16 protein-coding genes are annotated in these 14,758 nt (G+C 43.4%); 9 read left to right on the top strand and 7 right to left on the bottom strand.

The window, feature by feature from the left end; translation table 11 throughout:
* Positions 1-22 precede the first annotated feature (22 nt).
* Positions 23-955 (top strand): ferredoxin reductase domain-containing protein, encoded by a 933-nt coding sequence (locus EHO57_RS07750; RefSeq protein WP_135644443.1) that lies wholly within the window; start codon positions 23-25, stop codon positions 953-955.
* A 121-nt stretch (positions 956-1,076) separates the two neighbouring features.
* On the top strand, positions 1,077-1,289 hold the full coding sequence (locus EHO57_RS07745; protein ID WP_135644441.1) for a transcriptional coactivator p15/PC4 family protein: 213 nt from the start codon (positions 1,077-1,079) through the stop codon (positions 1,287-1,289).
* On the opposite strand, the gene EHO57_RS07740 is transcribed toward EHO57_RS07745, so the two are convergent.
* The gene (locus tag EHO57_RS07740; RefSeq protein WP_135644439.1) at positions 1,286-2,887 is read right to left on the bottom strand and encodes an anti-sigma factor antagonist; all 1,602 of its coding nucleotides are present in this window, start codon (positions 2,885-2,887) and stop codon (positions 1,286-1,288) included. The two genes, EHO57_RS07745 and EHO57_RS07740, sit on opposite strands and share 4 nt — an antisense overlap.
* Positions 2,888-2,948: 61 nt before the next feature.
* On the opposite strand from EHO57_RS07740, the gene EHO57_RS07735 reads away from it, so the two are divergent.
* From EHO57_RS07735 to recR, 4 genes are read left to right on the top strand one after another with little or no spacing between them, the layout of a single operon-like run.
* Complete coding sequence (locus EHO57_RS07735) at positions 2,949-3,407, top strand: nucleoside deaminase (protein ID WP_135644437.1); 459 nt, start codon at positions 2,949-2,951, stop codon at positions 3,405-3,407.
* 60 nt (positions 3,408-3,467) lie between these two features.
* A complete protein-coding gene (gene dnaX, locus EHO57_RS07730) occupies positions 3,468-4,913 on the top strand; it encodes a DNA polymerase III subunit gamma/tau (RefSeq protein WP_135644435.1) in 1,446 nt (481 codons plus the stop codon).
* Between the two features lie 9 nt (positions 4,914-4,922).
* Positions 4,923-5,270 carry a YbaB/EbfC family nucleoid-associated protein gene (locus EHO57_RS07725; protein ID WP_135644433.1) on the top strand — a complete coding sequence of 116 codons (348 nt, stop codon included), beginning with the start codon at positions 4,923-4,925 and terminating at the stop codon, positions 5,268-5,270.
* Positions 5,263-5,856, top strand: coding sequence for a recombination mediator RecR (recR, locus tag EHO57_RS07720; protein WP_135644431.1), 594 nt, complete (start codon positions 5,263-5,265; stop codon positions 5,854-5,856). The genes EHO57_RS07725 and recR overlap by 8 nt, the downstream gene beginning before the upstream one ends.
* Here recR and EHO57_RS07715 read toward each other — a convergent pair.
* The 5 genes from EHO57_RS07715 to EHO57_RS07695 form a co-directional block, all read right to left on the bottom strand.
* Positions 5,853-7,400 carry a hypothetical protein gene (locus EHO57_RS07715; RefSeq protein WP_167882278.1) on the bottom strand — a complete coding sequence of 516 codons (1,548 nt, stop codon included), beginning with the start codon at positions 7,398-7,400 and terminating at the stop codon, positions 5,853-5,855. The two genes, recR and EHO57_RS07715, sit on opposite strands and share 4 nt — an antisense overlap.
* Before the next feature lie 27 nt (positions 7,401-7,427).
* The gene (locus EHO57_RS07710) at positions 7,428-8,285 is read right to left on the bottom strand and encodes a substrate-binding periplasmic protein (RefSeq protein ID WP_167882265.1); all 858 of its coding nucleotides are present in this window, start codon (positions 8,283-8,285) and stop codon (positions 7,428-7,430) included.
* 47 nt (positions 8,286-8,332) lie between these two features.
* The gene (locus EHO57_RS07705) at positions 8,333-9,586 is read right to left on the bottom strand and encodes an OmpA family protein (RefSeq protein ID WP_135644427.1); all 1,254 of its coding nucleotides are present in this window, start codon (positions 9,584-9,586) and stop codon (positions 8,333-8,335) included.
* A 94-nt stretch (positions 9,587-9,680) separates the two neighbouring features.
* Positions 9,681-10,934 (bottom strand): serine--tRNA ligase, encoded by a 1,254-nt coding sequence (gene serS / locus EHO57_RS07700; RefSeq protein ID WP_135644425.1) that lies wholly within the window; start codon positions 10,932-10,934, stop codon positions 9,681-9,683.
* Positions 10,927-11,733 carry a TatD family hydrolase gene (locus EHO57_RS07695; RefSeq protein ID WP_135644423.1) on the bottom strand — a complete coding sequence of 269 codons (807 nt, stop codon included), beginning with the start codon at positions 11,731-11,733 and terminating at the stop codon, positions 10,927-10,929. The genes serS and EHO57_RS07695 overlap by 8 nt, the downstream gene beginning before the upstream one ends.
* 190 nt (positions 11,734-11,923) lie before the next feature.
* On the opposite strand from EHO57_RS07695, the gene EHO57_RS07690 reads away from it, so the two are divergent.
* From EHO57_RS07690 to EHO57_RS07680, 3 genes are read left to right on the top strand one after another with little or no spacing between them, the layout of a single operon-like run.
* Positions 11,924-12,907 carry a M23 family metallopeptidase gene (locus EHO57_RS07690; RefSeq protein WP_135644421.1) on the top strand — a complete coding sequence of 328 codons (984 nt, stop codon included), beginning with the start codon at positions 11,924-11,926 and terminating at the stop codon, positions 12,905-12,907.
* On the top strand, positions 12,907-13,254 hold the full coding sequence (locus EHO57_RS07685; protein WP_135584764.1) for a bactofilin family protein: 348 nt from the start codon (positions 12,907-12,909) through the stop codon (positions 13,252-13,254). The genes EHO57_RS07690 and EHO57_RS07685 overlap by 1 nt, the downstream gene beginning before the upstream one ends.
* Positions 13,251-13,751 carry a YaaR family protein gene (locus EHO57_RS07680; RefSeq protein ID WP_135644419.1) on the top strand — a complete coding sequence of 167 codons (501 nt, stop codon included), beginning with the start codon at positions 13,251-13,253 and terminating at the stop codon, positions 13,749-13,751. The genes EHO57_RS07685 and EHO57_RS07680 overlap by 4 nt, the downstream gene beginning before the upstream one ends.
* 131 nt (positions 13,752-13,882) lie before the next feature.
* Here the strand turns inward: EHO57_RS07680 and EHO57_RS07670 are convergent, their stop codons facing one another.
* Positions 13,883-14,758, bottom strand: coding sequence for a ParB/RepB/Spo0J family partition protein (locus tag EHO57_RS07670; RefSeq protein WP_135644417.1), 876 nt, complete (start codon positions 14,756-14,758; stop codon positions 13,883-13,885).

Genomic DNA, 14,758 nt, shown 5'->3' with positions numbered 1-14,758 from the left:
AATTCAGGATCCATCCCCTAGTATGAAGCCAGTTAGAGAACCGCAAATCAACATATTCAAAAAATCGAACCCGCTGAAAGCAAGAGTGATCAGCAATGTTCTTCTTACACCCGAACCTGGCAAAGGCAAGCGTCCTAAGAAAGAAGGCGAGTCCTTAATTCACAGGATCACATTAGCTATCGATCATGGACAGTATCCTTATGTAATCGGTCAGTCGGGCGGTATTATTCCTCCGGGAGAAGATCCTGAAAAGAAAGCGAAAGGACTTGCGGACGCAAGCTTTACAGTTCGCTTATATTCCATCGCATCGCCTAGCTATTCTTTCGGAATGAAAGAAGACACGATCGAATTCGTGATCAAAAGAGATAATGTATACGATGCGGATGGGAACGTTCAATTCAAAGGCGTTTGCTCCAATTATGTTTGCGATCTGAAAGAGGGCGACGAGGTCATCATGACCGGACCTTCCGGAAAGAAATTCCTTCTTCCTACTACCGACTTTAGCGGGGACATCATGTTCCTTGCAACCGGGACCGGGATCGCTCCTTTTATCGGAATGAGCGAAGAACTCCTAGAACATAAACTCATCAACTTCTCCGGAAACATTACCTTAGTTTACGGAGCTCCTTATTCGGATGAGCTCGTTCTTTTGGATTATCTGAAAGGACTAGAGCAAAAGTATCCTAACTTCAAATTAGTAACCGCAATCTCTAGAGAGGAAAAGAATCCGTTCGACGGCGGAAGAATGTACATCTCTCACAGAGTGAAAATGCTAGAGGCTGAAGTGAAGAAGGTCCTTTCTTCCGGAGGACGCTTCTATATTTGCGGCGGACCGAAAGGAATGGAAAAGGGTGTGATCGAAGAGATCCAAAAGATTGACGGAAGTTCTTCTACTTACGAAGAATACAAGCATCATCTAGAAGGCGCTCACCAGCTCTTCGTAGAAACCTACTGATCCTTCGCTTCCATTCTATTTTTATAAAGGGCTCCCACTTGGGGGCCTTTTTTTATGAAAACGACTGGAAATCCAAAACAAAGAATTTAGTCTCGTGCAGTCCGAAGGAGTCGAAACATTCATGAGCGTAATCCGAGATATAGACAAAGGCAAAGGTGAGATCATCCGCGTGGAGATTTCCGAATTCAAGGGAAACAAGTATCTGAACTTAAGGATATGGTACACCGATAGCGAAGGAGAGTACAAGCCGACTCAAAAGGGGATCGCTATTCCTGTAGGTTTGTATGCCGAAGTAAAAGATGCAATCCTTGCAGCGGAAAGCTTATTGAACTAGACCTTGCTTTCGATCCAAGATTGCAATAGCGCTTGTGCTTCTTCTTCCGTTTCTGCGGAACGAATATGGGATTCTAATCTAGTGATGGAGAATACCTTCTTCACAGAAGCTCGTAAATTGCTTACGACCAATTCTCCTCCTCTCTTTCTCAGCCATCCTGCGATCTGGATCAGCATACCGATCGCAGAGGAATCTATATAAGAAGACTTTGCCAGGTTGAATACGATATATCTGTATCCTTGCTTCATCTTCTCTTGAATGGCTCCTTTGATCTCTGGGCATCTATACAGATCTATATCTTCCGCAGAGCGAAAGCAATAGATCTCGTCGTGATATTCCACTCCATCGTCTGGAAAGGACTCCTGGGTCCCATATTGCAACTCGGAAGCGGAGGCAACCAAGTGCTTTGCAGCACTCGGAGAATTTTCCAAGATCCTATTCTTTAAGGAGCTCACCCGAAATCCTAAGGTTTGCAGAACTTCCGGAGCTAACTCCTCCTTCTCATTGATCTCTTTGATCAGATCGTTGAGTAGACCGATGGACTCGTCCGTATAACCTTCTTTTAAAAGAGTTCCCGCTTTTCTAAGACCCTTTCCTGTCTTGGCGATCGTAGCCTCTACGACTACGTCCGCATCTTCTTTTGCAGACTGGTCTTCCCAATCCAAAGGTAGATCGAAACTCTTCTGTTCCAGTTTCGCCCCGTCGGTTAGTTCATAATAACTTGCAGAAATTTTAATATTCTCAGGAGATTCCTTTCTTGTAGGTCGCATTTGGACCACGATGCTCTTTACATCGTCGGCTCTCATATCCCCAACTTCGACCACCAGAGATTTGGATCTTCCCGCTTCTTCCGGATCCGGCTCCAGATAAGAAGAAACTTCGGAGATCACATCGTGATAATCCATTCCTTTCGGAAAATCTACTCTCAGTTCGATAGACTGTGCGTATAATGTCCCGATGTCCCCGAACTCTTTGAAGAAAATATCTCCTGTCTCTTCAGGAGTTTCCACATAATAGAAATTCCCTCCACCGGATTCTGCGATCTCTTTCAAGAGTATCTCATTGAAATCGTTCCCGAAACCGATCACTGTAGTACTGATCCCTTTCTTATAGGCATCCGATGCTATCTGAATGAGTTGAACAGGATCCTTGATACCTAGAGTAGGATTTCCATCCGTTAAAAGAATGACTCTCTTATAACCGTCGGCAATCGGATGAAGTTCGAGGGTCCTAAGGACATGCAACCAGCCTCCGCTTAGATTGGTAGAAGTTCCAACTTGTATGGAATTCAAACGATGAATAACAGAATTTTTTTCAGCGAGGGGGACCAGAGGTTGGATGACTTGCACATCTTCCGCATAAGCCACAGCGGTCAGAAAATCCCGACGAGTAAGCCAATTCACAAGAGAAGAAGAAGCCTGAACGACTGCATCCATCTTGTTTCCTTTCATGGACCAACTTCTATCCAAGGCCAAACCTAGAACGAGAGGTTGTCTCTGAGAGCTCGAAGGCCCCGTAGGAGAATTCAATCGTATCAAAAGGGTATTGGTCTTTGCGGAAGAGCCGGCCGGTCTCAGAAGTTTGGCCGAAAGAATCATGCGCTAAAAAAAACCATTTGCATCCGCTAAGAGCAAGTAGAATTTACAAAGGAATCCGAAAATGAAGGCCGAAATAATACAATCCCTTCTTGCGTCCTTTATGGAACGGTTTACCGAAATCCGTTCGGAAAATTTACATGAGATCCCTAGTTTCACACAGATTTACAAAGAGAAAGACTTAATTTGCGAAGCTTTTAACTCTGTAGAAACTTCGGGGGATTCGGCCTTACATAGCGAAGTGATCGCCATCACTAAAGCCAAGGAGATCCGTAAAGAACGCTATCTGAATGACTGCTTTTTGATCACAACTCTAGAGCCTTGTTTGATGTGCGGAGGTTCCATTCTTCTTTCTAGAATTCCTTATGTGGCCTATCTCGTTCCTGCTAAACAAGGAGAAGGCATTTCTTCTATTCCTGTAGAAACGATCTATAGTCGTAATTTCTTTCCAGAACTTCTTCTTCTTAAATCAGAACAGACAACCGAGATCTTCAAAACTTTCTTTAAGGATAAGAGAAATTAAGCGAGCTTTTCGGCTTTTCCTCCTTTCTCCTATTAGGCTATCTGGTAAAATAAGAAGTATATGGCCGGAAATCACGAAGTTCTTTCACGTAAGTACCGCCCTCAAAGATTTAAGGATGTCATTCATCAGAATCTAGCGATTGGCGCCCTGCAAAACGCAGTCAAATCCGGCAAGATTGGTCATGCTTATATTTTCTTCGGCCCGAGAGGCGTAGGAAAGACTACCATCGCTCGGATCTTTGCAAAGAGACTCAACTGTCAAAATCCGATCGATAACGAACCCTGTAATCAATGCGATTCCTGTGTGGAGATCACGAAAGGGATCTCAGGCGATGTTCTTGAGATAGATGCCGCTAGTAACCGAGGCATAGAGAATATCAGAGAACTCAGAGATAACGTAAAGTTCACTCCTATGGGTGGAAAGTATAAGGTGTACATCATAGACGAGGTACACATGCTGACCGACCAATCCTTCAACGCTCTCTTAAAAACCCTCGAAGAGCCACCCGCTCATGTTGTCTTTGTTCTCGCTACCACAGAGTATCATAAGATCCCGGAAACCATTCTCTCTCGCTGTCAGGATTTTATTTTTAAGAAGGTACCTCTTTCCGTTCTCCAAGACTATGCGGAGAATTTATGCAAAGAAGAGAATACCAAGTATGACTCTGAAGGATTATTCTGGATAGCGAAGAAGGGAGACGGTTCCGTTCGAGACATGCTCTCTTTCATGGAGCAAGCATTAGTTTTTACTGATAATCGTTTGCTCGGTTCCGAGATCCGAAAAATGATCGGGTATCATGGGATCGACTTCCTTTCCGATTTTATCAAGAGTCTTTTGGCTTCGGATAGCCATTCCAAATCTTTAGAGATCATTGAGGGACTCTACCAAGAAGGTCAGGACATCTTTAAATTCCTTTGGGATTCGATCGAGTTTACTCACACTCTTTGCTTACTCAAGGATTCTGTGGCCGATTCCGAATCTGCAAATTATCCTAGAGAAGATCTGCAAAAGATGAGAAAGGATTTCGAATCCTTCGATCTGGTTTCCTTAAACAAGCTATCCTTCCGTTTATTCGAATTGTTTGAAAAGGCAAAGAATTTAAGACTACGCAATTCCTTTGAGATTAAGATTTTCATAGAGATCCAGATCAAGAAACTGGCGGAGGATCTCGCAAAACCAAGCCTTTCCGGTTTAGTAGACCGCATCAATCATCTCATTCTAATGATACAAGAGCCTGATTCCGGGGCATCCATCAACAAGGACGGTATGCAAAAATCCACTGCTCCTGCGAAAGAGGCTCCCAACCCAAAGCCAGTACAGGTTCAGCCGGAGTCTAAACCTCAGACTGAACCTGCTGAACGAAAACAGGAAACTTTGGGAATTTCTTCTTTGGAAGACATGGCCAAAGAAGTTTCCACTGAGGACGCAGAATGGGAGAAGTCCTTTAAAAACGAGTTCCTGGGCACGGATGTAGATCCGTCCAAGGTTCCTAAGTTAGGGCACTGAGGAGAGAGAATGTTCGAAAATCTAAAAAATGCTTCCGAGATCTTTTCCAAGATGGGCGAGATGCGCGGAAAAATGGAAGAGATTAAAAAGAGGATCTCGAACCTGAGAGTAGTAGGCGATGCAGGTGCCGGAATGGTGCAAGTGACTTCAACCGGCGACGGGGTCGTTGTAGATATAAAGATCAATCGCGCTCTTTTCGATTCTGAAGATAATAAAATGTTAGAGGATCTTGTTCTGGCTGCTACAAACGACTCTCTCAAAAAAGCAAAAGAAGCTACCGAGTACGAATTAAAATCGGTAACCGGTGGCTTGGACTTATCCGAAATTTCCAAACTATTCGGCGGTAACCTTGGCTGAGCATTTAATCGAGGGAATGGTAAACGCACTTTCTTCTCTTCCAGGGATCGGTAGAAAAAGCGCTTATCGCATAAGCTTTCATTTACTTCGTCAGGATCCGGCTGTGTTTAACGGATTCATCCAGAGCATTTCTGACGTAAAAGGAAGGATACGGTTCTGTTCCCGCTGTGGAGCTTATTCTGAGGAAGAGCTGTGCGATCTCTGTCTTTCCGATAAAAGAGATAGCCAAACAGTTTGTGTAGTAGAACAGCCCGAAGACGTATTCTTTATCGAGAATACGGGTGAATTTAAAGGAAGATATCATGTACTCAATGGAGTCATTTCTCCTTTGGAAGGAGTAGGCCCCCAAGACCTGCGGATCCGAGAATTACTCGAAAGGATCCAACCGGAAGAGATCAAAGAGGTCTTGGTTGCAACCAATCCGACGTTAGAAGGAGACGCAACTGCGGATTATCTTCACCATCAATTAAAGAATTATAATGTAACTGTAACTAGGATCGCATATGGGATCACAGTAGGCGGTTCCATAGAACTGGCGGACCAATATACGCTGGGCCGAGCCATACGTTCACGGTTGAAACTTTAGAATCTATGTTCTGCGGTCACAAATAATTCGTGAAGTACTGTGCCGTGAGTCGTGTCTAGAAAAGCCTTCAGACCATTCCCCGCGATAAAATATCCGGAACGAAGTAAGATCTGCATATCCCGAAAGGCGCTGTATCTTAAGTTCAAATTGTATTCCTGTCCGAAATACGCGGACGTCTGATAGAAATTCTCCGCATTATAAAAGCGATTATTATCGATCAAAGGAGACTTGGTCCCGTACAAACGATAATAACCTACGGTCAACACTAAGGGACCGGAGAGAACAATATCCGAATACAAACCATATTCGTATAAACCGCTCATGTCCTTACCGGAGAATAAAGCGTAACCTCCCGTAAAGTCGTTCGCGATGTTCGAGAGTGAGTAACCTGGAAGCAAGGTCCTATACCCGTTCCCATGCAAATTGGATCTGCTCCCGTCCTTTTCAAAACCGGGTCGTCCTGTGGAGCCGGAGCCCATCATCGTAAAACTCAAAGACTCGTTATACCGGTACGATAACTGAGTATCGAAAAAGCCACCTTTGATATTATAGAGATCGTATTTGTCCTGAACCACGTTGCCGTTTACATCGCGATAAGGATTCAATGATTTCACCCTTCCGTGATTGTAGATCCCGTGAACAACAAGAGTGAAATCCGAGAAATTGAATTCGTTAAAGAGTCCATGCCAGAATAGATCGCTTGATTCGCTAGTCTGAGAGACAGTCCCGTATACGCCGGTGACAGTTTGCAGATCTCTTAAATTATCATCTAGATAGAAAGAATACAGTTCATGCTTCGCATTATTGAAGAAACTGGTCTTGATCTTATAAAAATAAATATTAGAACCTTGGTAGTTCTTATCCGAATACGAATTCTTATCTAAGTCCGTAAAATTATTTTGCTGAGCTACGAACCAACCACCTTCCAGCGTAGTGTTCCAGTCTCGGATATCCTTGGTCAAGTTCACACCTGTTCCCGGAATAAAAACGACCCTACCTTGCGCAGAAGTAAAAAGCTGAAGACCGACCCTAGCAGAGAACCCTCTCTCCGGTAATTTGAAATTCAAATATAGGAAGTTCGTCTGCATGTTTACCGAAGAACTAAAAGTGGCCTGTCCTCCTGTACCTGGACCAACCGTAGAAGTCTGAGTAACTCCCCGACCTCCAAAGATAATGTCTCCGATCTGAACACCCACCAACGCTTCGAAATATTTCGAAGTGGAGAAGTTCATGTTCAAGGTCATCCTAGTATCGTAATAGGTTTGATCTTCTTTTTGAGGACTAGTCGTCGTAGGAAGTCCTTTAGACCTAGCGGTCAATTCGTCTTGGAAAGATTGAGCCACCTGCTGATTGTACTGATTCAGGAATTGCTGACGATTATAAGGAGTCACTGGGGTTTGGCGAGATGTATAAATATCCCTTCCCAGATTGAACGCCCGAACCCTGTAGTTCCCTTGAAAATCGATCTTGGTCTTTTCCTCCACTTCCTGAGCGGATATAGAAACTCCCGCAAAGAAGAATAAGGATATGATACAGAATCTGATCTTTACTTTCGGAAGTCTTAACACGGATTATTTAACCCATCCGCTTCCGAGAAAATATTTGGATCTAAGTCCTTCGATCACAGCTGTACGTTTCAATTCTTTAATGAAGAAATTAAAATTATCAGCAAATACAAGATCGTTCAAAGGTAAGGCTGCACTGATATATTCGTCCATTACAGGATTCACAAGTGCAACGTAACTAGCTCGCAAGCTTGGTTGTCTTTGCAGAAGGGAAAGAATATATAAACTATCCGCTACGAAGCAAGTAACATTCCCTTTGATCAAAGAATCTAAAGCAACAGAATCGGAAAGATAACTGTAGATCAGATTCTTACTGAATCTTCTCAAAAGATAGTTATGGTTCGTGGTATTCGATCTCACGGAGAAAGATAGAGCGTTGATGACCGCCAAGTCCTCGATAGATTTGAAAGTACGAGTGGTAACGATACTTCCTTCCGGTTCCGGAGGAAGAGAACGCTTATACACCAAACCTGCCGGCGTAGTCAGAAGATAAGGATCGGAAAAGGTAACCGATTTACCTCGAGTCAGATCAGTAGACATTCCTGCGAGAGCCATATCGATCGTACCAGCCGCAATCTCATCCGAAAATTGGCGAAAGGTTTTGAGAGGTTTCACTCTAAGAGCGACTCCCAAGTAATCCGCGTAAAGCTTTGCAAGCTCCATATCGAAACCCGGGTAGCCATCTTTGGGATCTTGGATATAAAAAGGCTCGTACACCCGATTCACGCCCACGACTAACTCCTTTTTGGCGAGGATCTGATCGAGTCGGGACGAAATCGGTGCTTTCTGCGCAAAAGCAGAAGATGAAATACAAAAGATAAGAGCCGATAAGAAGGCCGGCCGAATGCTTCTCGGCTTCTTCATGATACCTAAGTTATCGGCATATTCCGGATATAAAAGGAGTTTTTACTTTAATCCAAAATTTGAAATTCGGTTCTTCGATTCTTGCCGTCAGTTTCCGGGTTTTTCTCCGGATAAATAGGCTCCTGGCTTCCCTTTCCGTCGGTAGAAAGTCGGCTCTCAGAAATCCCTTTTTTCTGTAGATATTCCCGGACTGCAGAGGCTCTTTGGCGACTTAATTCCAGATTGTCCTTCGGGTCTCCATGAAGATCCGTATGTCCGATGATCTTGAGTTTAATATTCGGATTTTCTTTCAAAAAGTCTACTAAACGATCCAAGATCGGAAAGGATACATCTTCGATTTCGTACGAAGCAGTTCTAAAATGAATGGATTCTAAAGAGATCTTCTTATTCTTCTTCAAACTTTCCCACTCATTCGCAGCGGAGAATTCATAGATATCGTAATTGCCGCCTTCGTTTGCTAACCTGCAAAAGTACGCATTCTTTCCGTCAGGAGCTTCTAAGAAGAAGGCTTCGTCTCCCTTGGAATTCACTACCGGCCCAAGATTTACAGGAGAAGAGAAGCTTCCGTCGGCCTTGATCTCAGATTTATAAATATCTAATCCGCCATAGCCTCCAGGTCGGTTGGAAGAGAAATACAAATACTTTCCATCGCGACTCACCGTTGCTGCGAGTTCTGCATATTCCGTATTGATCGGCTTATCTAACGCGAATGCTTCTGTCCAAGCCTCATTCTTGAATTCGGATAGATAGATATCCGACTCCGCAACTTTTCCGAAAGGATATCGAGTGAATAGCAAGAAGGTTCCGTACAAAAAAGGATTCTCCTCTATCTCTGGAGTATTCACTTCTGGGGGAAGCGGCATTGGTTTCTCCCAGCGGCCATTTGCAAAATTAGAATAATATAAATCTCTAGAGACACCTATCCTACCGCTTGCCAATTGGAACTCAATACTCCCGTCTCTATTGGAAGAGAAAATGATCTCCTTCTCATCACCCGTAATGTAAGGACTTTGATCGTCAAAGTTAGAGTTCAACTCCCGAATCTCGACTCCCTTACTCCAAGAATCACCATTCTTTACGGACTTATAAAGATCTGAATAATTCGAGTTCTGCCTTTTGGAATAATAATAGAGAATTTTTCCATCTTGAGAAAGGCTGATACCGAATTCATTCAATCCGGTATTGATCTCACCTTTTAAAGGAGAAACCTTTCCTTGAGAAATAGAGTCTGCTGTGAAAATAGAAGTCCCGCTCAGAAGAAAAATAAAAAGCAGGCTAGGGACGGAGATATCTGTTTTCATCGGAAGCCTTTTGAAAAGAAGAGTACGGAATAAAGAAACCATACTCTAACTATCTGCTTTTTAAATGAAAACCTAAGCGCTTTCCTTTAAAAAATTAAAGGTATTGTTTCAGCGCTTCCGGGAATTCTATGCTACCGTCTTCCTTTTGATAGGTTTCCATGACCGCAGCCAGAGTCCTTCCAATCGCTAGACCGGAGCCGTTCAAAGTGTGAACAAGCTGGTTCTTACCGTCTTTGGACTTATAACGGATCTTTCCTCTTCTCGCCTGGAAATCCTTGAAATTCGAAACCGAAGAAATCTCCATCCAACGATTCAAACCCGGCATCCAAACTTCTAGATCATACGTCTTAGAAGAAGCTGCCGAAATATCACCGCTGCACAATAGCATCACTCTATAACGAATTCCCAATTTCTTTAGGATATTCTCCGCATGAGAAAGCATCTTCTTATGTTCTTCTTCGGAATCTTCCGGCCTTGCAAATTTTACCAGTTCCACTTTTTGGAATTGATGCACTCGCACAAGGCCTCTCGTATCTTTCCCATAGGAACCTGCTTCTCTTCTGAAACAAGAAGTATGAGCCGTAATAGAGATAGGCAGTTGTCCTTCCGGAATAATCTCATCTCTATACAAATTCGTGAGAGGAACTTCCGCCGTAGGGATCAAGTTCAGATCGTCCCGATCCAAACGATAATATTCATCCTTGAACTTGGGATACTGCCCAGTGGTAAGCATGCAATCGTCGTTTACCATCACTGGCACCCAAACTTCAGTATATCCGTGCTCTTTTGTGTGAGTCTCTAGCATGAAATTTGCCAGAGCCCTTTCCAATTTAGCGCCTTGGCCGAAATAGGTGTATGCCCTTGCTCCAGCGAGCTTTGCACCCTTTTCGAAATTAAACCAACCTAAGGATTCTCCCAGTTCAAAATGCGGTTTAGGTTGGAAGGAGAAATTCCGAACCTCTCCCACTTCATACAAGACTTTGTTATCGTGTTCATTCTTTCCTGTAGGAACGTCTTTATCGAGTATATTCGGCAAACCTAAATTGATATCGGTGAGTTTGGTTTCTTCGACTTCAAGAGAATCCTCGATCTTCTTGATCCTATCTCCGATCTCCTTCACTGCTGCAGAGGCCGCCGCAATGTCTCCACCGGCTTGTTTTACTTTTCCGATCTCTTTACTGGCCTTATTCCTTTCTTCTCGGAGAACGTCCGCTTCTTTTTGAAGGTCCTTTCTTCGTAAAATGATCCCTGCAAGTTCGTCTAGAACAGCCAGATCCTTAAAGCCTCTTCGCTCTAAATTTGCTTTTAATTCTTCTGTGTTATCGGTTATGAATTTTAGATCAATCATGATGATACGCCTTCCTTTGCGTGAATTTAACGGAATTATTATAGAGGATCTTCTCCACTTCTGCGTTCGGCTCTTTACGAAGCGAAAACATTTTCTCGAGTACGAATTTTGTATAAGCCGGTTCGTTCCTCTTTCCTCTAAACGGAGGAGGGGCCAAAAAAGGGGCGTCTGTCTCGATCAACATACTTTCTAAGGGAAGTTTCTCCGCGGCTTCTTGGATATCTCTAGCGTTCTTAAAAACAAGTATCCCGGAAAAGGAAATATAATATCCAAGATCAACGAGCTTCTTCGCAGTCGGGTAATCATAAGTGAAACAGTGGATCACTCCGAATGCTTTGTCCCTATGTTCTTTCAAAAGAGATACGGTGTCTTCTGCCGCATCTCTGGAATGGATCACTACCGGCAACGAAAGCTTTCCTGATTCTTCCAAGAAAGAATGGAGTACATCCGCCTGATATGCCTTAGTCGAGTCGTCGTGATAATAATCTAAACCGATCTCTCCGATCGCGCATAACCTCTTGTCCGAAATATTTTCGCGGACTAGTGTCAGAATTTCTTCTTTTTTGGGAAATTCATGAGTCTCGGTCGGGTGACAACCTATCGAATAAAATACCTCAAGCTCTTCGTCCGAATATTTTTCGGATAAGCCTTTCGCTCTAATCGAACTCTCAAGGTCGATCCCAATCTGGACGATCTTTTTTATACCGGATTCTTTTGCGTTTCGCAGAGATTCTGCAACTTCCTGGCCTTGCTCTTGTATTATATCTAAGTGGCAATGCGTATCGATGATCGAGTACATGTGAAATGTCTTTTAAAAGGCAGTTTTCATGATTTGTATTGACTGGAAAGAGAATTTTTTAGATTCCTTACAGCATAACGAAAGAACGAGGAAACTCGTTAATTTGGGACATAATAAATCGGATCAAGGATCCAAATTATTTAACCCAATGGATCAATCGAGCACCTCGCTTCGGAACGGACTATAAGTAGTGAATCTTAAATCCTATCTTGCATTACTCTATTATCGCCTCAGATATAAATACCAAGATCTGAAGCTAAAACTTGATATTAAGATCGCTAATTGGAATAAAAAGGGAAAGGAACGCTTAACTGTGATGGTGATCCCTCACTCTGAGCAAAAGACGATTAACTTCCATATTTCTTATAGAGCGATCACCATCTTTATCGGGACAATTCTGGTCCTTCTTCTCATTAGTTCTATTAACGTGCTCAGCCACTCCGGATCCATTCACCAACTTACGGAACTCAACCTTTCCAACCAAGACTTCATTCGTCAGTCTGCAAAGATGAAAGAAGAGATCAATAGTCTACATGAGCACGTGGAATATTATCACAATCACGTGGGAGCGCTTTACGGAAGATTGACCGGAGACAATTCCAAAGTCGCCAAAGGGATCGGCGGAGCGGAGAAGTTGAATGTCGAGCCTGGCAAAAGCCTTCCTCCCGGTGCCGAAGTATTTCGACTCAAAGAAGATGTTCACAATCTTAAGGTCGCAAACGAGCTGACACAAGAAATTATCAGTATATTAAAGAAACGTAAAAATCTAATACGACAAACTCCATCCATCTGGCCTGTGAAAGGTTATGTATTGTATCCTTATGGAGAATACCTCAATCCTGTTACCGCCAGAAGGGACTTTAACAACGGACTCGACATCGGAGCCTTTGCGGGATCGGAAGTCGTTGCCACTGCACCGGGAACGGTCTATGAGCTCGGGTATACGCGCAATACCGGCTACTTCGTAAAGGTAGCACATAAATTCGGATGGAAGACGATCTATTCCAACTTAGATCGTGTAAAAGTAAAAGCAAACCAGCAAGTTTCCAAATCGGAAGTTTTAGGTTTCGTAGGAAAGTCCGAGAATAGTCCGCAATACAGTCTTCATTATGAAATTCATGTGGGCACAAGAGCAATCGATCCGTTCGCATTCTTAAACCAGATCCAAGACTGATGGCCCATACCGAAGAGCAACTAGCAGTAAATAGTATCATTGGCGAAGGCGCCGAATTTAACGGAGAGTTCAAACTTTCCGGGCTACTTCGTATAGATGGGATTTTTCGCGGCACAATAAAAACCGACGGAAAAGTCCTAATCGGAAAGACCGGAATCGTCGATACGGATATTAAAGCTCGTATTGTCGTTGCCGGCGGAGAGATTAATGGGAATATTTTCGCGTCGGAACGAGTGACTCTACTCGCCAGTTGCCGCATGAAAGGTGATATTATCACTCCCAAAGTGGTCATGGAAGAAGGAGTGCAATTCGAGGGAAATTGTAAGATTAACCCGACTTCGCATTGAAAATCCAGTCACAAGATCCTCGCAGAGAATCACGCAGAAAAAGAGACTTCGGTCTTTCTCTATCTTCTTCTTTATACCAACCTGTACCTAGTCCTGTATCCGACTCACAGATCCCGGATTCAAAGAGTGAATTTTTCGAGCTTGTTGAACATCTCCTTCCCTACCAACAAGAAAGAACGAGAGATCTAAATTCTCTGCTAAGAGATTTGCCGGATGCAGAAAGGAATTTTCTAAAATCCCCAAGCTATGCAAATCTAGAGATCTATAAGAGAATTGTCCAAGGCATCCTAAAAGAAGTCATGGAAAGAAATACGAGCCTCGAAACCTTAAGAACGAGGGTAAGAGGCGGTTCCGAAAAAGTGTACCAGGTAATTCAAGTCGTGGACGAGAAGATCCACACACTTGCAGATTTCATTATTCATCCGGAAAATTCAACCTTTGACTTAATGAAGAGAATGGAAGATATTCGCGGTCTTTTAGTAGACTTGATGAATTAAACTTGGGTCTTAGATCCTAAGTTCTTGAACACATCCGGAAGTCTTGCAGGCTTTCTGGATTCCAAAACCAAAAACGCCCAAGTCAATTCTCCAGTGCAGACCAAAGTATCGTCCGCAACTTTTCGGTCGGACTATAAGCCTAAGGCATCTAGCACTTTTTGTAAAGCATCCAGACTTGGATATGCTATGCTTAATTTACCTTTTCCGGAAGAAGAATTATGAGAGATGTCCACTTTCATAGAATACTTTCTACGAAACTTATTCTCTAACTCTACTATATCCACTTCTTTGCGTTTGGATTTTTTCTTCTCTTTTACAGGAGCGTCTTCGGTAAGATTCGCTACAATGTCTTCGACCTGGCGAACAGTTAATCCCTTCTCCGCAATTTGATATGCGAGTTGTTCGGATTTCTTACGGTCTGCGATCGCAAGAAGAGGACGCGCATGACCTTCTGAAATTCTTCCGTTCTTTACTAGGTCCATGACAGAATCGGGCAATTGTAAAAGTCGGATCAGGTTAGAAACAGTTGCACGGTTCTTTCCTACACGAGCGGCGATATCAGTAATCTTTAATCCCGATTTTTCGGAAAGAGTCTTGTAAGCGAGTGCCTCTTCGATCGGATTCAAATTCTCTCTTTGGATATTCTCGATCAGGGCCATCTCCAAAGTCTGATTTACATTCGCCTTCTTAACGACGACCGGTATCTTTACAAAGCCAGCGATCTTGCAGGCTCTGTATCTTCTTTCTCCGGCAATGATCTCATAACCGGAGCCGGTATCTTTAACCACGATAGGTTGGATCACACCGTGAGCCTTGATCGTCTCGGCAAGTTCCTTCAAAGATTCTTCATTAAAAGTACGACGAGGCTGATCAGGGTTGGGACGGATCTCGGAAAGTTTGATCTCTCTAAGAGAACCTTCTCCCCCAGCCTCTTTGATAGCTTTGTCTTCGGAGACGGGAATTAAATTTCCCAGCCCTCTACCGAGAGCCTTAGGTTTCGCACTCAT

The sequence above is a fragment of the Leptospira langatensis genome (assembly GCF_004770615.1).
Lineage (GTDB): Bacteria > Spirochaetota > Leptospiria > Leptospirales > Leptospiraceae > Leptospira_B > Leptospira_B langatensis.
Note: the sequence above shows the minus strand (reverse complement) of the source record. Positions and strands in the feature narration are given on the sequence as shown.

Coding starts and splice junctions, on each gene's coding strand:
- EHO57_RS07750 (WP_135644443.1), top strand. CDS start 23: ATGAAGCCAGTTAGAGAACCGCAAATCAACATATTCAAAAAATCGAAC.
- EHO57_RS07745 (WP_135644441.1), top strand. CDS start 1,077: ATGAGCGTAATCCGAGATATAGACAAAGGCAAAGGTGAGATCATCCGC.
- EHO57_RS07740 (WP_135644439.1), bottom strand. CDS start 2,887: ATGATTCTTTCGGCCAAACTTCTGAGACCGGCCGGCTCTTCCGCAAAG.
- EHO57_RS07735 (WP_135644437.1), top strand. CDS start 2,949: ATGAAGGCCGAAATAATACAATCCCTTCTTGCGTCCTTTATGGAACGG.
- dnaX (WP_135644435.1), top strand. CDS start 3,468: ATGGCCGGAAATCACGAAGTTCTTTCACGTAAGTACCGCCCTCAAAGA.
- EHO57_RS07725 (WP_135644433.1), top strand. CDS start 4,923: ATGTTCGAAAATCTAAAAAATGCTTCCGAGATCTTTTCCAAGATGGGC.
- EHO57_RS07710 (WP_167882265.1), bottom strand. CDS start 8,285: ATGAAGAAGCCGAGAAGCATTCGGCCGGCCTTCTTATCGGCTCTTATC.
- EHO57_RS07705 (WP_135644427.1), bottom strand. CDS start 9,586: ATGAAAACAGATATCTCCGTCCCTAGCCTGCTTTTTATTTTTCTTCTG.
- serS (WP_135644425.1), bottom strand. CDS start 10,934: ATGATTGATCTAAAATTCATAACCGATAACACAGAAGAATTAAAAGCA.
- EHO57_RS07695 (WP_135644423.1), bottom strand. CDS start 11,733: ATGTACTCGATCATCGATACGCATTGCCACTTAGATATAATACAAGAG.
- EHO57_RS07685 (WP_135584764.1), top strand. CDS start 12,907: ATGGCCCATACCGAAGAGCAACTAGCAGTAAATAGTATCATTGGCGAA.
- EHO57_RS07670 (WP_135644417.1), bottom strand. CDS start 14,758: ATGAGTGCGAAACCTAAGGCTCTCGGTAGAGGGCTGGGAAATTTAATT.